A 22,460-nucleotide genomic window follows, 5' to 3' on the forward strand; every position below is an offset into this window, starting at 1 on the left:
GAAACAGCAATGCGCGGGGCTTCATTGTCTTTCTAGGGCGATAATCTCACTTGCAATTTGCGCGGCTCGCAAAAAATCACCTGAGCGCTCCGCTTTTATCATTTCTTCTTTTTTCTGGTCGATCTCTCTCTGCTGCGGAAATTTCAGCACCTCGCGTATGCAATCATCGAGCACTTGAACGTTCCACTCGGCGGGTGCTTCCATCATCATGATCGAGCTGACCGTCATTTCCAAACGATCGTCTTGGAGCGATGACATGAAACGGCTGATATCCGGGGATTTGCCCTGTGCGTAAAAAGCATATAGATAAGCAGCGATTGCCGCATGATCTTCAATATTAAACGCTTCTCCCAGGCGATCGCCAACGTATCGCGCGGCCTCCGCATCCTGCAGCATCAGCGACAGCAGCCGCCGTTCTGCAGCATGGTAAGCAGGCAGAAGTGCCGGGGCGGGCTGGCGCCCTTTTTTATGCCTACCATTATTCCACCTTTTTTCCTTATTATCCCCATCACCCATCTTTTTTTGCATCGATTGCCGAAGCAGATTGCAATCCTGCTTAAGACTTTCGTAGGAAAGATGAAGCTCGGAGGATAATTCCCTCAAATAAACCTCCCGTTCGGTTGAGGAATCCAGTACGGCGATAATGGGCAGTGCCTCTTTGGCGTACGCAATTTTACCATCTTCTTCTAGCAGTATATGGTTTTTCTTCAGATATATAAGTTTAAATTTTGTTGTTGAAACGGCTGTTTCTACCACATGCCTGAAACGCTCGGGACCGAACTTGCGGATATAATCATCCGGGTCCATTCCTTCGTTCACCAAAGCGATTCGTACCTTGAGACCAACGCCTTCCAGCATTGGAATGACTTTTGACGCAGCGGCCATGCCGGCTTTATCGCCATCATAGACAACAACAACTTCTTCAGCCACCGATTTCATGATTGCCACTTGGTTTTCCGTTAGAGAGGTTCCCATCGTTGCCACACCGTTGTGCAGTCCTGCTTCCCATGACGAAATGACATCGCCGTATCCTTCGAATAACAGAATTTGACGCAATTTGCGTATGGATGTTTTGGCCTGGTGCAGGTTGTACAATGTGCGGCTCTTATTAAATAGAAGTGTCTCCGGGGAATTCAGGTACTTCGGTTGACCGTCCCCCAGTATTCTGCCAGCAAACGCGATGACCTTGCCGCTGCGGTCATGTATCGGAAACATGATTCGTCCGCGAAAACGGTCGAGATAGCCTTCTTGTTCATGTCTTGCGGATAATAAACCGCCTCTTTCCATCTCTTTCAAGTCAAAGGAGCGTTTGGTCAGGAATTGAACCAGCGTGTCCCAACGATCTGGCGCATAACCGATTTGAAACTGATCAATCATCTTGTCGTTCATTCCGCGGGCTCTTAAATACTTCATGGCTTCCGTACCATGTTCCGTATTCTTCAGCAGGAAATGGTACAGCTTGGCGCTAAGCTCATACGCTTCAATCAAACGTTCTTTTTCCGGATTACGAGGAATTACGGGAACTCCTTGACCTTCCGGCAACGAGATATCATTCTCTTCTGCCATTGTCTTGACGGCTTCGGGAAAAGAAAATCCTTCGATTTCCATTCTAAACTTAATGGCGTTTCCGCCCTTACCGCAGCCATAGCAGTAAAAGATTTGGCGTTCCGGTGTAACCGTAAAGGAAGGAGTCTTCTCTGAGTGAAACGGGCACAAGCCCTTCAGGTATTTCCCCTGTTTGGTAAGATGCACGTATTTGCTGACCGTATCCACAATATCGCTTTTGGCCAGTACTTCCTCAATGACATCATCCGGAATATTGCCTTGTCCGGTACTCATCCAAACCACCTTCATCTCTTTTGGCACGTAAATAGTATTCGCTACGGGTGGACATTCTCCTGCAATTCACGCAAAAGTTTTGTCAGTTTATGTTGAAAAAACCTCCGGTCTTCGTCAAGCAGTTTCTTGGGCCCTTTGCCATACCTTCCTTGTTTCCTCGCCTTCGCCTGATGGTGACGGGAATCCAGCATGAAATCGATATCCGTATTATGGAAAATACGGCCGCGAAAGGAGATCACGTGGCATGATTTGGCAAGCGCAAGCGCAGCCAGTCCATAATCCTGCGTCACCACGATATCCCCCCTGGATATGTGGTTAGCGATGTAGAGGTCGGCACTTTGATCACTCCGGTCCACCTGGATCGTCGTAACCCCTTCTTCGGCTTGCAGCAGATGATCGTAGGAAGAAACAAGCAGCACCGGCACACGGAATGTACGAGCAGTCTCTGCGATTTCCTTCTTAACTGGACAAGCATCCCCGTCAACCACGATCGAAATGGAGCTTTCGTTCATACGCATCACCGGCTCTTATCTTAATCTTGGGTCCTTATTATGCTGTATATTATTATATACGTCTTTGGCCGATTAAAATCCTGCTGCCCAAATAAACAATGACCTTGCCCTTGCTTGAATCCGTCCGTTCATAGCGAAAGCGCCATCCCGCGCTGAACCGCGGGCTGTCGCTTTCACTGAACAATACATTATACCATTTGCAAAATCATGCTGTCACTACTACCACACCAATTTCGTGAAATCGGCATACCGCTTCAAGTCACCGTCGATGCCGGAGAGCAGCGCAAGGCGATTGGCCCGAACCGCTTCGTCTTCAGCCATCACCATGACCGAATCAAAGAACCCGGTAATCGGCTCCCTCAGTCCACTCAGCAAGGACAATGAACGTTCGCCGTCCGCTGCCTGCAGCGCGGCATGGTAATCTGCGCGAATCGCGTTCCAAGCTTCATAAAGCTTGTTTTCTTCCGATTCCGTGAACAGTTCGGCGTTGACGGCGGCCTTGCCCGCCTTGGCAGCCAAATTGCTGACCCGGTTGAAGGACTCTACCGTCGTTTTGAAATCCTGGACGCTCTCCACGGCATTCATCAGCGCATGGCCGCGGGATACGACGGACACCACATGATCGAATCCGGCCGTAATGACCGCATCCACCACATCATAACGCTGGTCTTCGGACAACAGCTTCTTCACGCGAAGCCCGAAGAACTCCTTAAGGTCTTTGCGGATTTCGTCCGTCGATCGCTTCAATACGCGAATGTTCTCGTGAACCTCGAGCGCTACGCCGAACACGTCGGATAAAGTCACCGGAAGTTTGTGCTCCAAGATGATCTGAACGATGCCCGCAGCCTGACGCCGGAGTGCGTAAGGATCCTGGGAGCCAGTCGGAATAATGCCGATGGAGAAGCATCCCACGATGGTGTCGATTTTATCGGCGATGCTCACGATGGAACCCACCATCGTGGAAGGCACCGAATCGCCGGCAAAGCGAGGCTGGTAATGCTCAAACACCGCTTTGGCCACATGCTCCTTCTCACCGGCTTTTCTTGCGTAATCCTCTCCCATGACCCCCTGCAATTCAGGGAACTCATAGACCATCTGCGTCACCAGATCGAATTTGCAAATATCGGCCGCACGGCTCACGGAATCGGCTGCGTCAGCAGAAACGTTAAGCTTCGCGGACAGTTGGTCCGATATCCGGCGTATTCTGCGGACTTTATCGCCGATCGTCCCCAGCTCTTCATGGAAAACGATGCTCTCCAGCTTCGACAGGGCATCCTTGATCTGAAGCTTCTGGTCTTCCTCATAGAAGAATTTCGCGTCCGATAAACGAGCCCGCAGCACCTTCTCGTTTCCTCTCGCAATCACGTCGAGGGAGCGGCTGTCCCCGCTGCGAACCGTTACGAAATACGGAAGCAATTGTCCCTGCTTATCCAGCACCGGGAAATACCGCTGATGCTCACGCATGGACGTAATCAATACTTCCTGCGGAATATGAAGGAATGAGGAGTCGAACGATCCGTACAGCACGGTTGGAGTCTCAACCAGGAACAATACCTCCTCAAGCAGGTCATCCTTGATCGCGATATTCCAGTCCTTCTCCTGGGCCAGCGCCTGGATCTGCGAAACGATCATCTCCTGGCGCTCATTCACATCGACGATAACATGCTGTTCGCGAAGCACGTCCCGGTAAGCAGATGCTTCCGGAATTACGGCTTCTCCGCCAAGGAAACGATGCCCGCGAGTTACGTTACCGGCCTTCACGCCCGTAATTTCCAGATCTACCGTCTCGCTGCCCAGCATCGCGACCATCCACTTAATCGGACGGACAAATTTGAATTCGTGCGCTCCCCAGCGCATGTTTTTCGGAAATGTCATCGAAGTCAGTATTCCAAGCAGTCCTTCGGACAGGATGGACTTCGTATCCACGCCGACGCTATTCTTCGTCACGTAAATATACTCGACTCCGCCGAGCTCCTTAAACGTAAAGCTCTCGGGATCAACGCCCTGGCTTTTGGCAAAACCAAGAGCCGCCTTACTCCACTGCCCGCTGTCATCGAGAGCGATCTTGCGGGAAGGCCCTTTCACTTCCTCGCTGACGTCCTCTTGCTTATCCGCAACGTTCTGAACCCATACCGCCAAGCGGCGCGGGGTGGCAAATGCCGTGACTTCGCCATGCGCGATTCTGGAAGCATCCAGCCATTTGACCAACTTGTCCTGAAGCTGCTCCATCGCGGCGCGCAGAAATCTCGCCGGCACTTCTTCCAGGCCGATTTCAAACAATAAATCCTTAGACATGCTCTGCGCCCCCTTTCTTAATCAGCGGGAAGCCCAGCTTCTCGCGCTCCTCCAAATACGTGGCAGCTACCTGACGAGCCAGGTTGCGCACGCGCATGATGTATCCCGTTCTCTCCGTTACGCTGATCGCGCCTCTGGCATCCAGAAGGTTGAACGTATGCGAGCATTTCAGCACATAATCATAAGCGGGGAACACCAGATGCTGGTTCATCGCTTTATTCGCTTCTTCCTCGTACATGTTAAACAGCGTAAACAGCATCTTCACGTCGGACACCTCAAAGGTATACTTCGAATGCTCGAATTCCGGCTGATGGAACACGTCTCCGTAGGTAATGCCGTCTACCCACTCCAGATCGAACACGTTCTCTTTATCCTGGATGTAGGATGCAAGGCGCTCCATGCCGTAGGTAATCTCCACAGCCACCGGATTGGCGTCAATGCCGCCAACCTGCTGGAAATACGTAAACTGCGTGATCTCCATACCATCGAGCCATACTTCCCAGCCCAAGCCCCATGCACCGAGCGTTGGCGCTTCCCAGTTGTCCTCGACAAAACGGATGTCATGATCAAGCGGATTGATGCCAAGACGCTTCAGGCTCTCCAAATACAGCTCCTGGATATTGTCAGGCGAAGGTTTGAGAATGACCTGGAATTGGTGATGCTGATACAAACGGTTCGGGTTCTCCCCATAGCGGCCGTCGGCCGGGCGACGGGAAGGCTCAACATAAGCCACGTTCCACGGCTCAGGTCCGATCGAACGCAAATACGTCATCGGGTTCATGGTACCGGCGCCTTTTTCCGTGTCGTACGGCTGCACGATGATGCAATTCTGTTCCGCCCAAAATTGCTGCAGCGTCAAAATCATCTGCTGGAAATTCATGATTTTAGCTCCTTTGTTTTCTTTTTCGAATCCAATCCATCATGCTTACATTTCTCTGTACAACAAAAAGCTCTCGTCCTACGCCTGTTGTACAGACATAGGGACGAGAGCTGTAGCTTCCCGCGGTTCCACCCTACTTGGCCTTGCTTATGCCGCCGAGTGATCTGACGATCTCCAGCGATAAGCAAAACCCACTTTATCGTTTCACCATGCTCCCGGGTGCCCTGTTCATGAATATCTCCCGCCAGGCTTCCACCACCCCCGGCTCGCTATCATTGGATCGATTATTCACTACTTTCCCGTTCAATGCATGCCAGTATTCAAAAAACTAATAAACTGATAAATATAATACCTCATTCCATACCTTACGTCAAATGTTGTACTTGTCCATTTGATCCAAAAAGTTTTGCGATTTCAAACGCAGCCCCAGCTGCATATCCATCAACGCTCGCATAACTTTTTTGAGCTCGGCCTTCGTTTCGTCCTTTACGTCTACATTGCCCAGCCGCCTCAGGTCCAGGCGTCCAAACAGGCGCAGCAGCTTCAGCGTTCTGGTCGAGATGGCCATCGCCGGCGGATCCAGATGTTTGCAGTAACGGCACAGCACGCCGCCAAGGCGGGGGCTCACCAGCATATCTTCGTCTTTTCTGGATTGATTGCATGAAATGCAAACATCCAGCTCCGGCCCGTACCCTGCCGCCTGCAAAATTTTCATCTCATACAGATTGATGATAATTTGGGGATCCTTATCCTCCTGAAGGGCTTCCAGGCAGGCCTTGAGCTGATGAAACCAAAAAGCGCCCGTCTCCTCATCCTGCAGCACCCGATCCAAGAGCTCGCAGGCATAAGAAGCATAGGCGGCTTTTACAAGGTCCTCCCTGAGCCCGTGGTGAGATTCCATAATCTCGCCGGCGTTCAAGTTGCCAAGCCCGGTACCATTGCGGAAGAACACATATTCTCCATAAGTAAACAGCTGCGTCAGAGCAGCATGACGGCTTTTCACCTTCTTTGCTCCTCTGACCAGCACGCCTACCTTGCCCGATTCTTTGGTGCAAAGTGTAATGATTTTGTTCCCTTCACCGTAGTCCATGCTGCGGATGACAATCCCTTCCGCCCGATATAGCATGCGCTTTCCCCCAACCATTCCTGGAACAACCAATGATTACTCGTCTTCTTCATTCGGGGCCGCCTCGTCTTCAACGGATGCAGCTGCAAGGACCGATTCACCCTCGGCTTCCTTATACAGCAAATACGCATCGACATCTCCAGTCATCGCAAAATACTTCCACGAAAAATCTCGCATTCGTATTCATCCTCTCTTCGGAAATGACGTCTGCATCATCTACGAAAATTAGGATGTGCCTCTAGAGCAGATTTATGAAATGCAATTGTTGGCAGGCGGCAGCCGCGTATGATTTCCCTCGAATTTGAGCCGGCTTCATTATTCCCCGCGGTGAAATCCGAGATCGCGAAGAACGCGTTCTTGATTGCGCCAATCTTTTTTTACTTTAACCCAGAGCTCCAAGAAAATCTTGGACCCCAGCAGCCTTTGAATATCCTGGCGGGCCTGTCTGCCCACTTCTTTAAGCAGCGCCCCCTGCTTGCCGATAATGATGCCCTTCTGGGAATCGCGCTCTACGAAAATAACGGCGGAAATATAGACGGTTCCGTTCTCTTCGACCCGCATGTCCTCGATGGTGACTGCGATGGAATGAGGCACTTCCTCCCTGGTCATGTGCAAAATTTTCTCGCGAATCAGCTCGGCGCATACGAATTGCTCCGGATGGTCCGTCACTTGGTCCTCAGGATAGTACTGCGGGCCAGGCGGCAAATACTTCTGGATTTGCTCAAGAAGCGTGTTCACATTGCTGCCGAGCTTCGCGGAAATCGGGACGATCTCTGCAAAATCATGCAGCTTCCGATATTGCTCGATCAGAGGCAGCAGAGCGGGCGGCTCAATCTTGTCGATTTTGTTCATCACCAGGATGATCGGCGTCTTGATCTTCTGCAGCTGCTCGGCGATATACCGGTCTCCCCCGCCGATGCCCTCGGACGCGTCAACCAGGAACAATGCCGCTTCAACCTCACCCAGCGTGCTCAAAGCGGTCTGGTTCATATAATCTCCGAGCTTGGACTGACGCTTATGGATGCCCGGCGTATCCAAAAAAACCACTTGAGATTCGTTGGTCGTATAAACGCCATGGATTTTGTTTCTTGTCGTTTGCGGCTTGTCCGACATGATGGCGATTTTCTGGCCGATCACTTGGTTCATTAGCGTCGATTTGCCTACGTTCGGTCTGCCGATAATTGCCACAAAACCGGATTTAAATTGTTTTTTTTGCATACCATGCCTCCGTTACGGTTCCGTATCTACGTGTTGTGTACTACATGATTCCATACTATATGATTTGGAGTCTTATTGCTTGTTTAAATCCCATGGACCGAACGCCCCCGGCAGCAGTTCGCTGACGGTCGTCTCCTTGATGTCGCCCTTCATGTTACCCATAATGACCTTCATATCCGGCTTGCACAGCTCCACCAGCACTTGCCGGCATACGCCGCACGGCGTGCACGGGCCGTCCGTATCCGCAACGATGGCGATCGCTTGGAAGCTCCCCGCTTCATGACCGTCGGCAATCGCCCGGAACAATGCCGTGCGCTCCGCGCAGTTGGTCGGTCCGTAGGCGGCATTCTCCACGTTGCAGCCCAAATGCACCTGTCCGCGAGAATCCAGCAGGGCCGCTCCCACGCCGAATTTCGAATAAGGTATGTACGCCCGCGTTCGCGCTTTAATCGCTTCTTGCATCAACAAACCTGCATCCATATCTAGTTCCTCCTATATCGTTCAGTTTGTTAAAGAATGTATCCATTCCCATACCGGTTCATAGAAGACCAGAATGCCGATCACGACGGCAAACGCCGCTGCAACGAACGCTGCACCTGCTGCCGTATCCTTAGCCACCCGGGCTAACTCATGTTCATCTGGCGAGATCAAATCGATGATGGCCTCCACCGCAGTATTGACCAGCTCCGCGATGAATACAACGGAAACCGCCAATAGCAAAAATAACCAGCGGATTCGATCCAATTGCAGCAAAGCTGCTGCGATGAACACGATCAAGGCAGCAGCAATGTGGATTTTCATATTGCGTTCCGTTTGTACAGCCGTCAAGATGCCTCGTATAGCGCACCTAAAAGCCCGGTATAACGATTGTCTGTGCGGCTTCACTATCTTGTCAATCCTACTTCGGCAAGTACCGCTTCCTGTTTGCCCATCATTTCGGCTTCGCTTGCCTCATCCTGATGGTCATATCCGAGCAAGTGAAGAAATCCGTGAACAAACAGAAAACCCAGCTCACGCTCCAGGGAGTGACCGTATTCTTCGCTTTGCAGCTTCGCCCGGGGGACCGAAATAATGATATCGCCCAGTACATCCGGCACGCTCTCCAGCTCTTCTCCCTCTTCCAGCTCATAAATGATCTCGAGCTCATCGTTCGTTATTTCATTCATTGCAAAGGAGAGCACGTCGGTCGGGCGATCGATTCCCCGGTACTCCCGGTTCAATTCATGGATCCCTTCATCATCGACAAAGGTCAGATCAACCTCGCCATCGGTTACGCCTTCAGCCTCTCCGGCCTTCTGCAGAATCGCTTCAAGCAGGGCGATCAATTCCTCGCCAATCTGAAAATCCTCTTGTTCATTATTCCATGCCAGCTGCAGGCTCATTCTTATACGCTCCTTCTCTGTTCCTCACTCGTTGCGGACGTCTCCGCTGCGGTCGAGGCTTCGCCGTTCGGCGCGGACAGTTTGGGACGCTTCACATCCTCCGGATATTCGATCCGGGAATGGAAAATCCCCATCACCGTCTCCTTTAACGTCTTGGCGATGATGTCCAGTTCCTTCATCGTTAAATCGCAATCATTAAACTGATGGTCATCCAGACGCCCCTTGATAATCTTCTCGATCATCGATTCGACCTGTTCGACCGTTGGTTTACGCAATGATCGGACGGCCGCTTCCACGCTGTCGGCGATGCCGACAATCGCAGACTCCTTGGATTGGGCCTTCGGCCCCGGATAGCGGAAATCATCCTCCGTGAAATCCGGCTCGACGCCCTGCTCTTCCGCCTGGCGAACCGCCTTATGATAGAAATAGTGTAAAAACGTGGTGCCATGATGCTGCTCCGCAATATCCCTTATCGGCTTGGGCAGCTTGTACTCCTTGAGCATCTCCACGCCATCCCTTGCATGCGCTACGATAATGGATTTGCTCAGCTTCGGTTCTATGGAATCATGCGGATTCTCCATATTGTTCTGATTCTCGATGAAATAGATCGGGCGCTTGGTTTTTCCGATATCGTGATAATAAGAACCGACGCGGCACAGCAGTCCGTTGGCGCCAATCGCTTCCGCAGCTGCCTCGGATAAGTTACCGACCATGACGCTGTGATGGTATGTGCCCGGCGTCTCTGTCAGCAGTTTGCGAAGCAGCGGATGGTTCGGATTCGACAATTCAACCAGCTTCAACGCCGAGAGGATGCCGAAGGTGACTTCAAAGAACGGCATGAGCCCGATAACCAGGATCGCCGTTAACAGTCCGCCCGCGATGGCAAAGCCGATCGAATACAGCGTTTCCGTCGTAGTCCACGTGTCGTTATTGAGCAGCAGCATAATGAACACGATCAAGGCGCCGAAGAGAGAAGCCATGATGCCGCCCTTCAGCATCGTCGACCGCTGGCTCGCGCGGTGGATCGAGAAGATCGCCACGCAGGAAGTCACGGCTGCGAATAACCCGAACTTGAAGTCGAACAGTTCCCCTTGAACGTTCAATATGACGCTTGCCATGATGCTGAAGATAATGACGCTGAAATAGGCAAGCGAGGTCTCCAGCAGCAGGGTAACCAGAATCGCGCCGATCGCGACAGGCGCCAAATACCCCACGTACATCTGGGAATCGCTCTGCAGAAATGCGGTCAAATGCATGGTGATCAGCGTAATGACGTACACCAGGACCAACATCAGCAGCTGCGAGTTGTTGTATTTGAATTTGCCCGGCTCCGACTGCCGGATGAACATCAGTATGCCGAGGGACAGCAAAACGGACAGGAGCAAAACGCCAAGCTCCGGCCAATAGTTGATGTCGTCCTTCAGCAGCCCGTTCTTGCCGAGCAGCTCGTACAGCTCCGGCGTGATGAGCTGACCCTTTGCCACAAGGATGTCCCCTTGTTTGATAAAGACGGGCGGGGTATTCTCGCGAGCTTCAACCTTCGCATTCTTCGTGGCGACCTCGTCATAGAACTTGTTGGCCGTAATCGTTAAACTCGCCAGTTCCTGAACGACTTCCCTGGCGGTCCGATCATTCAACGAGCTGGTGTTCACTCGTTCCGCCACGCGGGTGCGGGCCGTGTCGGCATCCACGATCTCGTTCAGCATCAGCCTGGAGACGATCTCGCGGGCTACGGGCTTCATCTGGATAATATCTTCCGAATTCAACCGCGGTATCTTAATGAACGTTTCCTCGGGAATCCGATAGGTTTGTTCTTCGATGACCCGCTGCATTTCCTGAAGCAGCTCTTTGGAGTAGGCTTCATTCGTGCTGTTGGCCGACACGAAATTTTGCACGAATTCTCTGGCCATCCGCGGAATTTCTTTGCGATAAATCTCCACCTTTTCGGCGGAGCTGATATCCACGTCCTGGTTCAAACGTTCAATACGGTCAAGGATCTGCGTAACCAGAACGTCGTTCCGCAGCGGGACGAGAGGGTAAATCGGCTGGACGTTCTCCGCCGCCGCCTCCTGTGCCTTCAGCGTCGCCTTGCTGTCCTCGATTTGAACGGGCGCCACGATATTCTTTTCGCTTTTCGTATTGACCTGGATGTCATAGCGTTCCGGCAAAAGCTTGGATGCTAGACTGATATAAAAGAGCAAAGCAAGCAGCAGAAACAGAATATAGCGTGTTGCCACGCTATATTTCCATCCGCTGTTTTTACTCCATATGGACTTGTCCGTCGATGGTTCTTTGGAGGCCATTGCGACAATCCCCTTTAATCTTGGTTTTCTGCTGCTTTATCATAAGCGACGATGATTTTTTGTACTAAGGAATGACGTACAACATCCTGTTCGGCGAAATAGACGAATCCGACTTCCTCAATTCCGCTTAATATCGTTTTAGCTTCGATAAGTCCTGATTTTTTCCCCCGCGGCAGGTCAATCTGGGTCACGTCCCCTGTAATGACCATCTTCGAACCGAATCCGAGCCGTGTCAGAAACATCTTCATCTGTTCCGGCGTGGTGTTCTGTGCTTCATCCAAAATAATAAACGAGTCGTCCAGCGTCCGTCCGCGCATGTACGCGAGCGGCGCGATTTCGATCAACCCGCGCTCCAGCGCCTTGGCCGTTTGATCCGGGCCCATGACGTCGTATAAGGCATCGTACAAAGGTCTCAGATAAGGGTCAACCTTCTCTTGCAGGTCTCCGGGCAAGAAGCCCAGGCTCTCTCCGGCCTCCACCGCGGGTCTTGTCAGAATGATTCTTTTGACGGATCCTTCCTTGAGCGCGGCTACGGCCAGAACGACGGCCAAATAGGTCTTCCCTGTTCCGGCAGGACCGATGCCGAATACGATGTCCCGCTTCTTGATGGTGGTCACATAGTGCTTCTGACCGATGGTTTTTACTCGAATAGGCTTACCTTTGAAAGTTGTCGTAATCTCGCCCTTGTACAGATCCAGCAGCTGATCGGCTCTCAGATCCTTGGCAAGTTCTACAGCATAAAGAATATCACGCTCGGTCAAAATGTAGCCGTTGCGCACAAGCTGGAGCAGCACTTCAAACAGCTGCTGAAGACTCTCCACATTTCGATGTTGTCCCCGAATCGTGATGACGGCTTCCCGTGAATCGATCGTTGCAGGAATCTCTTTTTCGATTAATTTTAGAAATGTATCTTGTGGTCCGAATAAGGACAGACCTTCTGACGCGCTTTGAAGTAAAATTTGAATGCTGGTCGTTTGCTGTGACAAATAGCCTCATTCTCCTTGATCGTATACTATGGGAAGTTCTTTCGCGATGGTCTCTTCCACCTCAAAAAGCACTTTCATATAAACTTTACCATTCTCTTTCTTATCATGCAAAATTTTTTGGCTTACGAATCTTGAATCGGTCCCATATTTCGCCAAAATATCGCGGCGTGCCCCCTCGATTCCCTCTTTTTTGGCTTCATCCTCGGTAATGGTCCGCTGGACCTCGGTGACCTCCATGATTTTTTCCGTCATCCAGCCGAGCGGCAGCACGCGCGTCCTCCAAGTCAGCGGATCATAGAAGGTCAGGGTCTCCTGCTGCGAATACGAGATTTCCCCGTAGCCCCACAACTGAACGGCACGATCCCCGAACACGATATAGGAGCGCTTCTTTCCTTCGCCCGTATAGACCTTATGCGTTTTTACCAACGGAATTTCGATATCGTATTCATGCCATACCAGGCCTCTCACTTCCCCCTTGGCTACGACTCTTTCCGAGTTCTCCTCATCCCCAAGAACCCCGGAGATCAGAATGTCGCCCTTCTTCACCCGGCTGTTGATCCCTACTTTAGGAACCCCCTTCTCTGCGTACATGTGAGTAATTACCGCGTCCTGGGTACTGATCAGATGCCTTGGGCTCTGGAGAGGCGGTTTCTCCGGCACGGCTGCCTCGACGATCTGAATGCGTATGCGCGTCCCGTTGCGTTCCACCCCTACCCAAGAGGTTCCCGGAAGACGGACGGTCAAATTCCCGGACAGCTTGTCCATCGATTGCAGCTTAAATATCCATTGAAACGGATAAATGCCCTCCTGTTTGGCCGCATCCAGCACATCTTCCGACGCAATCGTTTCATTCCCCTCGACCTCCACGTTCCATACCATGGACGAAAGCGTCAGCAGGATCATAAAAAACGCAACGACGCCGATAACAAACGCTTTGCGTTTCAACAAACGTCGTGCTTGAAAAGGATAACCAAAACGCTCCTTGATGCGCGTACGGCAGCCTGTCCGTTTTAACAGCGGACGGAGCCCTTTGAAATCTTTCAGCAGCAGCTTAAACTCTGCTGAATGCGCCCCTGTCGGTGTTACATCCCAAACCGGGGTCCCGGCCTCCGCCAATGAATTGATGAATGCTTCCACATGCTCACCGCGAACGGCGAGCTTCAAATATCCTCGAAGATGGATCATCGTCGGAATCTTCACGGTTTCTCCCCCAATCCTATGTATTGAATATTATGAATGGTGCCTATGATGGTCACTTCATGGCTTTGAATGGCCTGAATCGCAAGCCCGGTCCCGGAAATCTCCAAAGAACCCTGCGTTAATGACAACACAAGTCGTTCCTCGGAAAAATGCCGGACTCCGCGATGGTTTTCGATATGCAGCTCTTTATTGCCAATCAGGGTCAACCGCGGTAAATCAAATAACAGGTCCTGTGGCAAATCAAGCATTTCTTGGGTCCATTTCTGCAGCTTGCGGCTGATGCGGGACATATGGAGACTTTCCCCCTTCCTGTACTGTACACCTTATGCCCCAGGTAGCCGTTTTATGAGATGAAAAGTAAAAAGACCGCCCCGTCAAAAATCTGACGAGGCGGTCTCCCGCTTCTATGAATCTAAGAATCTATGAATCGCAGCTAATTTCTTAAAACTTACCCTAACCTATGGCACTGAACACCTCAGACGCGCCGCCGTTTACCGGCGAGGATTCATGGAGCGTTTGGCGCGCGGGGGACCCAATATCTCAGCCCACACAATGCCGTTTCGAGCCTGTTCAGCAAGAACCGAACGGCCATTCTTGCCCTGTTCCTGATCCTCGTCGTGAATTTCGACAACGGTTTCCGGTATATCGAGTGTCATCCGATTCAGATGGGAGTGGATCCGGTCCAGATCCCTCTGCATCATCTCGATTCGATGATCCATACTGTCGTGGCTCGAACTCATTTCAAGCCTTCGTTTCATTCGGTCAATCTCTTGATGCTCAAGAGAATATCCGTTTCCGGTATCCGCTTCTTCCTCATCGATCCTGTCGATCCGGGGGCTTTCCTGAACAGGTGCCGGACGGGAGACTTGCGGAGCGGTCTGTACCCGTCTTGCTTCAGGCCGCTGTGGCCGCTGCTGTCCCGGTCTTGCAGGACGGTCCCCTTCGCCGCCGAAGGATGGCATACGGGGGTTTTTCCCGTCCTCAGCGTTCTTGCCGCGCTTTCCGAGGGCGGAGATGATGAAGAAGCCTATAACAGCTACAATGTAAAAATTTTCGATTAACCAGCTCACTATAGGCTCACCTCATCGTGGTTACTTGGTTTTGTTGTCTCCGGAGTTGTCATTATTCTCACCCATCTTACCGAAGGAACCTCTCATTTGCGTATCGGCTTCGATATTCTTCAGGTTCATATAATCCATCACGCCCAGCTGGCCGCTGCGAAGCGCTTCGGCCATCGCCAGCGGAACTTGGGATTCCGATTCCACCACGCGCGCTCTCATTTCCACGACGCGGGCCTTCATCTCCTGCTCTTGCGCTACCGCCATGGCACGGCGCTCTTCCGCCTTCGCTTGGGCAATGCGCTTGTCGGCTTCCGCCTGTTCGGTCTGCAGGTAAGCACCGATGTTTTTGCCTACGTCGACGTCCGCGATATCGATGGACAGGATTTCAAACGCAGTCCCTGCATCCAAACCTTTGGAAAGCACGGTTCTTGAGATCGAATCCGGATTCTCCAGCACGTCTTTATGGGAATTACTTGAACCGACCGTGGTTACGATACCTTCGCCGACACGGGCGATGATCGTTTCTTCCCCTGCGCCCCCGACCAAACGGTCGATGTTGGCGCGCACGGTCACGCGGGCTTTAACCTTCACTTCAATACCGTCTCTCGCCACGGCTGCCACGACCGGCGTCTCGATCACGCGCGGGTTAACGCTCATTTGAACCGCCTGCAGAACATCGCGCCCAGCAAGATCAATCGCCGCAGCTCTTTCAAACTCAAGCGGTATGTTCGCGCGCTGGGCTGCAATTAAGGCGTTGACCACCCGGTCTACGTTACCTCCGGCGAGATAGTGACTCTCCAGCTGGTTGATATTAAGACCAAGTCCTGCCTTTGTAGCCTTGATGAGCGGATTCACGATCCGGCTTGGCGTTACGCGCCGCAGGCGCATGGCCACCAATGTAATAATCCCGATGCGCACGCCGGAAGCGAGCGCCGAGATCCAGAGCATTAACGGGAAGAAACTGAAAAACACGCTAAGCAGGATAATCGCGACAACCCCGATTAGAAGAATCGGTACCAAAGAACCATCCAATTCCATATTCGTTTACCCTCCAATATTGATTATTTGCCTTCATCACGCAGAACGTTTAAACACGGGCTCTTTTAATACTACACAATTCCGCGCAGAGGTTCACCCTTTTTCTTCCTCTACCACAATTCGGGTACCGTCCGTCTTGATGACGCGGACCGGTCGGCCGGAATCGATGAATCCGCCGAGGGTAACCACATCAAGGCGCCGTCCCTCAAGTTCCATCGTCCCAGCCGGCCGAAGCGGCGTAATCGAAGTTCCGACCAGGCCGATCAGTACATCCCGGTCTTCATTCGGAATATACCCTTGTTCCTTCGATAAGCTGTCGCTGAGTATGAACTTTCGCCATACTCCCCGTTCCTTGAATACGAGGGCAACCACAATGATGGCCACCAGGGCCGATGCCGCTGCAACCCCAAGGGACAGAGCAACATGAGAGGTGCTATAGGCCGCCATGACGACGCCGGCAATCAAGCTGGCAGAGCCTATGATGCCCAGTATCCCGAAGCTTGGCACAAACAGCTCCATCGCCAGCATCACGATACCGATCACAAACAGCAGCCAGGTCTCCCAACCGGCAAATCCGGCCACCTGGTTGCCGAAGAAATAGAGCACGAATGCAACCACGCCAAGAATCCCCGGCACGCCGAAGCCTGGAACAATGACTTCGATAATCACGCCGGCGATACCGATGAACAACAGCAGCGTCATGACCCCGGGATGCGTAAGAAATGTAGCCAGCTTCTCCGAGAACGTCGGCTCCATCCGGAATACGTCCTGCGTGGAGTAGTCCATCCATGTGATGACCTCTTCGGTGCTGTTCGCAATCGTGTCTGCGTAACCTGTCTTCAGCGCTTCATCATGCATCAAGGATAGACCCTCGCCAGGTTGTTTCGTCAATCCGATTTCAGGCATATCGACCTTCAGATTGATATCTGCCATGCCCATCGCGATTTCTTTGTTTCTACCACCCGCTTCCGCAGCTCCTGCCATCTTGCTCTTCCACCAGGAAACCAGCTTGGCATCTTCGATCCGATTGCCTCTGGCATCCACCATATAAGCCGCGCCGATCATGCTGCCCTCGGACATGGCAATCTTGTCTGCATTGAGTGCGATGTAACTGCCGGCCGATGCCGCATCGCCCGTAATGTAAGCCACGATCGGAATCTCGCTGCCCTTCATCAAGGTAGCAATTTCACCCGCTTGGTCGACAAGACCGCCCGGCGTATCGATTTCCAGGACGATCAGTCCTGCCGCCATCTCTTTGGCTTCCTTAAATCCGCGTTCCATAAAGCTGGTTAAGCCGCGTTCGATCGGCTGCTTCACCGGAATGACGTACACCGACCCGATGTTAGCCGCCATCGCGGATTTCATCGGTGCTGCATACATTCCGATCGATATCAGCATCATCACGACCGCTGCCGTTAATGTCAGGAATCTGCGCATCCACAACTTTCTACTCATCTTTTCCCCTCCTTTTCGACTTAATTCGGCCACCTCTACCTTCATTTCGACAAAACAGGTTCAGCGGCCTGCCTCTTGCATAAGCATATGTATCTACTTGCACCCATATGGTAGTTATTACGAATCAGAAACGGTTTCGTTTCAAAAAGTATGCCCATCCATGGAAAAAACCATCGATCAAGGCGCTCGGCTTCTCCAAGCCCTGCTCCTTCACGACAAAGAAAAAACACCCCTTGAGAAAACAAGGGGTGTTTCACTTATGTTGTTACAGAAATTGTTGAACAACTTGATTGACAAGCTTTCCGTCTGCACGCCCTTTAACTTTCGGCATGAGAGCGCTCATTACTTTACCCATCTCGGCTTTTGAAGAAGCACCGGTTTCCTGGATGGTCTGCTGTACAATGACTTTAATTTCTTCTTCAGTAAGCTGTTCCGGGAGGTAGGCGCTAAGGAGCTCAATTTCTGCTTTTGCATCGGCGGCAAGATCGTCGCGTCCCGCTTTTTCAAATTCTTGGAGGGCATCTTTGCGCTGTTTGATTTCACGACTAAAAATATCAAGCACTTCGTTGTCATCCAAACTTCGTTTCAAATCTATTTCAAGATTTTTTATCGTCGAACGAACCATTCGAATCGTTGAGAGTTTGAACTTGTCCTTACTCTTCATCGCTTGCTTCATATCTTCGTTCAATCGTTCGCTAAGATTCATGCTAGTTCAGATCCTCCTAAAACTTTCTCTTACGAGCAGCCTCGGACTTTTTCTTGCGCTTTACGCTTGGCTTTTCATAATGCTTGCGTTTCTTCACTTCAGCCAATACGCCATCTTTAGCAATGGAACGCTTGAAGCGACGAAGTGCAGCATCAATTGTCTCGTTTTTGCGAACTTTAGTTTCAGACACCAGTTTTCCCTCCCTCCGACCAGACCGTCCAAGAGCATTAACACGGTTCATCAAACTTCATTATAGGGCAAACCGAAATAGGGTGTCAACCTTGGGCGTTTAATTTACGATAGTCCGTGCAATGGAAACACCCCCGCGGCGGCCATGCGCTGCGAGGCTGATATATTTCTTCCTATGCAAGAAATTATGTATGAGCGGGGGAAATGCCGGTTAATGCGCCTAAGCGGCGGCCGCCCATCAGGTGATAGTGCACGTGGAACACCGTTTGTTCCCCATCGCGACCACAGTTGTTGATTAACCGATAACCGCTCTCCGCAATGCCCAGCTTGGCCGCGGCCTCTTTAGCCGCTTTGTGCATCTCGCCAATCAGCAGCAGGTCCTCATCCCCAATATCGTTCATGGAAGCGATATGCTTCTTCGGAATGATCAAGACATGAACCGGCGCTTCCGGGTTGATGTTTTGAAATACGAGCACCTTATCATTCTCGAGTATCTTCGTGGAAGGAAGCTCACCTTCTACGATTTTACAAAAAACACAATCCATTCGCGGTTACCCCTTTCATACGTTTACATGCTTTTATCATATAAGAAAACGGGCAGTGCGTCCAATCAATGGAAGATGATCCATATAAAAAAAAGAGAAGCACCCCTGGAACGCAGCTGTCCAGTAAGGAGGCGCTTCATCACGAGAGCAAGGGAAAAGAAAGGAATCTCTCATGATCAAGCGCCAGCCCGGTGCTTCTTCTATATGTCGGCTTATCTGTACTATAACAGCGCCTTGTTGCTGTTTCCGTGATTTAAATCACACCGCCTTATGTTTTGCGGCTACATCGATTCGATTGCAATCCGGGATCCCGCTCCCGCCTGTTCCGCCGGCTGTACCACCAGCTTGCGCGGCAGGCGTGCCCGAAGCTCGGGCACATGGCTGATGATGCCGACGGTTAGCTTATCGGTATGGAGGCGCTCAAGCGCGGTGATGACCGTCTCCAGCAGCTCCGGATCCAGCGTGCCGAACCCTTCGTCGAGGAAAAAGAATTGCAGCGGATATTGCCCGCGCAGCTGGATTTGGGCGGAGAGCGCCAAAGCCAAGGCCAATGAGGTCAGGAACGTCTCGCCGCCGGATAAAGTGGATACCGGACGCCGGACGCCGCCGTTGGCATCGTCCCGAATGACAAAGCCTCCGCCGGAATCCACCTCAAGCGAGTAGCGCTGCTTGGTCAAATAGCGAAGACGCTGGGAAGCCGACTGGCTCACCTGCATCAGCTGTTCTTCCGCAATATATTCAACAAACGCGTTGCCGCGCAAGCAGGACTGCAATTTGGACAAGCGTTCGCTCTCTCGCTGGAGGTTTAGGCGCCGCTCTTCCAATTCCATGAACCGGACGTGACGCTGGTTCAGGTCTTCCAAATCCCGCTCCGCCCGGGCTCTCGCCTGCAGCGCTTCCTCGTCGGTTGCACGGGCCGCCTGAAGCTCGGCTGTGCACCGTTCCCAGTCCTCTTCTTGGAACGGGCGGGTGCCAAGCTTCAGCTCGACGTCGCGAAGCCTCAGCGTCCATTCCCGCTGCCCGTCCCGATGCGCTTTTACGAGCTGGGCACATCGTTCGCTTTCTTCCGGGGTCAAGCAGGCTTCCATGACGGCATGCTCCGTAGCGAACGGAGAGGCGGCCAGCTGGTTCTCCCAGGCAAGCTTGGCAGCCACGTGCTGCTCCTGCGCGGCTCTTTCCGCCTGTTCCGCAAGCGCCGCTTCCTTGGCTGCATGCCGAGCCGCCTCCTCTGCCTTCCTGCATTCGCTCCTGGCTTGTTCCGCGGACTCCTTCAGCAGCTTCATCCTGGTCCTGCACTCGCCCAGCATTTCCTCGGCCGACCGGTCTCCGATCCATGCCTGAAGCCGCTCTTCTTTATCCTTCAGGCCATCCGCCTTTCCTTCCCGCTGCGCATCCCATTGAATCTGCAGCTTTTCGAGCTCAAGCAGCTGCTGCTCCAAGCGGAGGACGGCCTCCTTTTTCTCTTCGATGAATGGAACGCTGCGCTCGAGCCCTTCCTTAATCGATTCGGATTCCGCGTCCTTCTCCTGCATGAGCTGAAAACGGGCAGCTGCCTCTTCCAAAGGAAATTCCGGCTTGCTTTCCTGCCAGGAAGCCAAAATGTCCGCAGCTTCGGTTTCCAACCCGGCTAACTGATCCCGCATCTGGTGCTCTGCCGCTTGTCCATTCTCCAGCGCGGCGCTCTGTTTCATCAGCTCCTGCCGACATGCCAGGAGACTCTGCTGCACCTTGGAAACTTCCGTTCGGCATTGTCCGATGGCAGCAGCTTGAGCATCAGCCGCTTCTATGAGCCAGGCTGTATCCGAAGCAAGCTTTTCCGTGTCGTACGGCCCTTCAGCGACAGGCATGGCGGATACCGCGGCTTCCATCGATCCGCTCTGCCTGAAGGAAATCGCGTCAATCAATTCGCCGTCTGCGAAAGTGCCGATCTGCGAACGCGATTGACTTGCCAGCGACTCCGCTTCGTTATGCTGCCCCCGCAGGGTCAGTCTGGCTTCCTGGATTTGATGCGTGATCCGCGTCAGCCGGTCCATGCCCTCATCCAAAGTCTCTTCAGGCTGTCCTGCCGAAACGGCCGGTTGCGGATGATGCTGACTTCCGCACACGGGACAAGGCTCGCCTGCCCGGAGCTCGGCGGCCAGCGAAAGGGACAGCGCATGAAGCTGTCTGTCCCGAAGCGATCGGCTCATCGCCTGGCTTACCTCGACTGCGGCGGCGGCGATCCGATCGGCAATTGCCGATGCTTCGGCTGCGTCACGCTGCAAGCTGTCAGCCTGCATGGAGAGCTGTATGTAGTCGCGCTGCAGCTCCTGCTCCTGCTTCTGCATGGTACCCAATCTGGCCTCGAGCTCCTTCAGCTTGCCCTCCTGCGATTTCAGTTCGAGCTCGGACTTGTGCTTTTGCCTTCGGACAGCCTCAAGCGCTTGAACCTTCTGCATCGCCAAATGAAGCGCCTGGCGTTCCCCTGAGCGAGTCTCCAGCCCTTTCAGCTTGCCCTGCAGCTCCTCCTGCCGCCTGCGGCCTCGTTCGAGCAGCTCCTGCTCCTTATGCAGCAGTGCCGTTACCCCTTCGCGCTCTTGGCGCGCTTTCGTTCGCTGCGCATCCAGCTTGGCCAGTTCTTCCCGTAATGCATCGCGTTCCCGCTGCAATATAACGGCCTGCTCCAGCTGCTGCTCCCGAAGCACCAGCTTCGGTTCCTCGGCCCGAAGCGCATCCTGGGCGGCTTCATCCGCCTTCACCGCCTGCTCGGCCGCCTGCTGGGCGGACGCGGCTTGCGCCAGGAGCCCTTCGGCAATCCGCCGCCGCTGATCCCATGCCTTGCCGGATTCGCGCCATGCCTCGAGCGCGGGGAGAACGGCGGCCGCAGCCCCTGTCAGCTCAAGGCGGCGTTCCAACCGCTGCATCTCTTCCTCATGCTGGGCAAGCTCGTCCAGCTTCCCCTGCAGCCGCCGCTTTTCCATATCCAGCTCGCGAATTTTTCCCATAGCTTCATGGGCTTCCATGGCGGCTTGGAGTTGATTGCGGGATAACGCCGCGTGTTTCTTGGCATGTTCCAGCACCGCAGTCGCTTCCGCCAAAGCTTCCTTGCCTGCACTTCCAAGACCCTGCTGTTCCGCTTCGACCGATTTCAGAGAACCCTCCGTATCCTTAACACGGCGGCTGAGCTTGATCGCAAGCTGATCCCCGTACCGTTCCAAATGGAACAGCCGCTGCAGCATCTGCCGGCGTTCGCTCCCCTTCAGGGAAAGGAATTCGGCGAACTTTCCCTGTGGAAGCACGACCGCCCGGGTAAAATCGTCCATTTTGAGCCCGATTTTCTCTTCGACGCAGCGGGTGACCTCGGCCAATTTATCCGCCACCACCTGATCCCCTTCGGGGGTAACGCGAATGAAACGGCTCACCGTATTGCTGATGGAAAGCTCGTTTACCCGTTTGAACCTGCGCTCTACCCGGTATCGCTCCAGCCCGGCCGCGGAAGACAACTCAAACGTAAAGGAGACGGACAGACCGTCCTCCGAGTGGTTCATGATGCCCTGGGTTCCGTTAACCGCGCGCTCCACTTTTCCGTACATGGCTAAGGTAATCGCATCCAGCAGCGTGGATTTCCCGCTGCCCGTCGGTCCGAAAATACCGAAGAGCCCGGTTTCGCACAACGTTTCGAAATCAATCTCCTGCGTGCTTCGGTAGCTCTGCAGTCCGGATAACTTCAACAAAATCGGCTTCAT

Annotated in this window: 21 protein-coding genes; all 21 read right to left on the reverse strand. The window is 52.9% G+C overall.

All coding sequences use genetic code 11. From position 1 onward, the window contains the following. Window positions 1-21 precede the first annotated feature (21 nt). The 21 genes from dnaG to RB297_RS17790 all read right to left on the reverse strand — a co-directional run bounded on the left by dnaG (window position 22) and on the right by RB297_RS17790 (window position 22,460). Complete coding sequence (gene dnaG / locus RB297_RS17690) at window positions 22-1,839, reverse strand: DNA primase (protein ID WP_015734206.1); 1,818 nt, start codon at window positions 1,837-1,839, stop codon at window positions 22-24. 41 nt (window positions 1,840-1,880) lie between these two features. Then, complete coding sequence (locus RB297_RS17695) at window positions 1,881-2,357, reverse strand: YaiI/YqxD family protein (RefSeq protein ID WP_096773049.1); 477 nt, start codon at window positions 2,355-2,357, stop codon at window positions 1,881-1,883. Between the two features lie 213 nt (window positions 2,358-2,570). Beyond that, a complete protein-coding gene (gene glyS / locus RB297_RS17700) occupies window positions 2,571-4,646 on the reverse strand; it encodes a glycine--tRNA ligase subunit beta (protein ID WP_096773048.1) in 2,076 nt (691 codons plus the stop codon). Continuing rightward, window positions 4,639-5,526 carry a glycine--tRNA ligase subunit alpha gene (gene glyQ / locus RB297_RS17705; RefSeq protein ID WP_015734204.1) on the reverse strand — a complete coding sequence of 296 codons (888 nt, stop codon included), beginning with the start codon at window positions 5,524-5,526 and terminating at the stop codon, window positions 4,639-4,641. Before glyQ ends, glyS begins: the two co-directional genes overlap by 8 nt. Before the next feature lie 370 nt (window positions 5,527-5,896). Beyond that, window positions 5,897-6,652, reverse strand: a complete 756-nt coding sequence (gene recO, locus RB297_RS17710) for a DNA repair protein RecO (RefSeq protein ID WP_015734203.1) — start codon at window positions 6,650-6,652, stop codon at window positions 5,897-5,899. A 36-nt stretch (window positions 6,653-6,688) separates the two neighbouring features. Next, window positions 6,689-6,829: a YqzL family protein gene (locus RB297_RS17715; protein WP_009590824.1), complete on the reverse strand. Its 141-nt coding sequence runs from the start codon at window positions 6,827-6,829 to the stop codon at window positions 6,689-6,691. 138 nt (window positions 6,830-6,967) lie between these two features. Beyond that, a complete protein-coding gene (gene era / locus RB297_RS17720) occupies window positions 6,968-7,870 on the reverse strand; it encodes a GTPase Era (protein ID WP_096773047.1) in 903 nt (300 codons plus the stop codon). Window positions 7,871-7,942: 72 nt separating this feature from the next. Beyond that, window positions 7,943-8,350, reverse strand: coding sequence for a cytidine deaminase (gene cdd, locus RB297_RS17725; protein ID WP_009590810.1), 408 nt, complete (start codon window positions 8,348-8,350; stop codon window positions 7,943-7,945). 21 nt (window positions 8,351-8,371) lie between these two features. Continuing rightward, window positions 8,372-8,755: a diacylglycerol kinase family protein gene (locus tag RB297_RS17730; protein ID WP_213577419.1), complete on the reverse strand. Its 384-nt coding sequence runs from the start codon at window positions 8,753-8,755 to the stop codon at window positions 8,372-8,374. Then, window positions 8,755-9,252, reverse strand: a complete 498-nt coding sequence (gene ybeY / locus RB297_RS17735) for an rRNA maturation RNase YbeY (protein ID WP_015734199.1) — start codon at window positions 9,250-9,252, stop codon at window positions 8,755-8,757. Before ybeY ends, RB297_RS17730 begins: the two co-directional genes overlap by 1 nt. 2 nt (window positions 9,253-9,254) lie before the next feature. Then, the gene (locus tag RB297_RS17740) at window positions 9,255-11,555 is read right to left on the reverse strand and encodes an HD family phosphohydrolase (protein WP_375121033.1); all 2,301 of its coding nucleotides are present in this window, start codon (window positions 11,553-11,555) and stop codon (window positions 9,255-9,257) included. Window positions 11,556-11,569: 14 nt separating this feature from the next. Next, the gene (locus RB297_RS17745; protein ID WP_009590792.1) at window positions 11,570-12,541 is read right to left on the reverse strand and encodes a PhoH family protein; all 972 of its coding nucleotides are present in this window, start codon (window positions 12,539-12,541) and stop codon (window positions 11,570-11,572) included. A 6-nt stretch (window positions 12,542-12,547) separates the two neighbouring features. Then, window positions 12,548-13,741 carry a sporulation protein YqfD gene (gene yqfD, locus RB297_RS17750; RefSeq protein WP_375121034.1) on the reverse strand — a complete coding sequence of 398 codons (1,194 nt, stop codon included), beginning with the start codon at window positions 13,739-13,741 and terminating at the stop codon, window positions 12,548-12,550. Continuing rightward, window positions 13,738-14,031 carry a sporulation protein YqfC gene (gene yqfC, locus RB297_RS17755; protein ID WP_009590797.1) on the reverse strand — a complete coding sequence of 98 codons (294 nt, stop codon included), beginning with the start codon at window positions 14,029-14,031 and terminating at the stop codon, window positions 13,738-13,740. Before yqfC ends, yqfD begins: the two co-directional genes overlap by 4 nt. Before the next feature lie 201 nt (window positions 14,032-14,232). After that, window positions 14,233-14,811, reverse strand: a complete 579-nt coding sequence (locus RB297_RS17760) for a single stranded DNA-binding domain-containing protein (RefSeq protein WP_036666065.1) — start codon at window positions 14,809-14,811, stop codon at window positions 14,233-14,235. 21 nt (window positions 14,812-14,832) lie between these two features. Further along, window positions 14,833-15,840: a flotillin-like protein FloA gene (gene floA, locus RB297_RS17765; RefSeq protein WP_036666067.1), complete on the reverse strand. Its 1,008-nt coding sequence runs from the start codon at window positions 15,838-15,840 to the stop codon at window positions 14,833-14,835. A 93-nt stretch (window positions 15,841-15,933) separates the two neighbouring features. Then, window positions 15,934-17,295, reverse strand: a complete 1,362-nt coding sequence (locus RB297_RS17770; RefSeq protein ID WP_375121035.1) for an NfeD family protein — start codon at window positions 17,293-17,295, stop codon at window positions 15,934-15,936. 265 nt (window positions 17,296-17,560) lie between these two features. Then, entirely contained in the window at window positions 17,561-18,001 is a 441-nt protein-coding gene (locus RB297_RS17775) for a GatB/YqeY domain-containing protein (RefSeq protein ID WP_006209020.1), read from the reverse strand. Between the two features lie 16 nt (window positions 18,002-18,017). Beyond that, window positions 18,018-18,191, reverse strand: a complete 174-nt coding sequence (gene rpsU / locus RB297_RS17780; RefSeq protein ID WP_005547957.1) for a 30S ribosomal protein S21 — start codon at window positions 18,189-18,191, stop codon at window positions 18,018-18,020. A 184-nt stretch (window positions 18,192-18,375) separates the two neighbouring features. After that, on the reverse strand, window positions 18,376-18,735 hold the full coding sequence (locus RB297_RS17785; RefSeq protein ID WP_015734194.1) for a histidine triad nucleotide-binding protein: 360 nt from the start codon (window positions 18,733-18,735) through the stop codon (window positions 18,376-18,378). A 281-nt stretch (window positions 18,736-19,016) separates the two neighbouring features. Continuing rightward, entirely contained in the window at window positions 19,017-22,460 is a 3,444-nt protein-coding gene (locus tag RB297_RS17790; RefSeq protein ID WP_375121036.1) for an AAA family ATPase, read from the reverse strand.

This window comes from Paenibacillus sp. CR_12, from assembly GCF_041953985.1.
In the GTDB taxonomy this organism is placed as follows: Bacteria; Bacillota; Bacilli; order Paenibacillales; family Paenibacillaceae; genus Paenibacillus_AQ; species Paenibacillus_AQ lautus_A.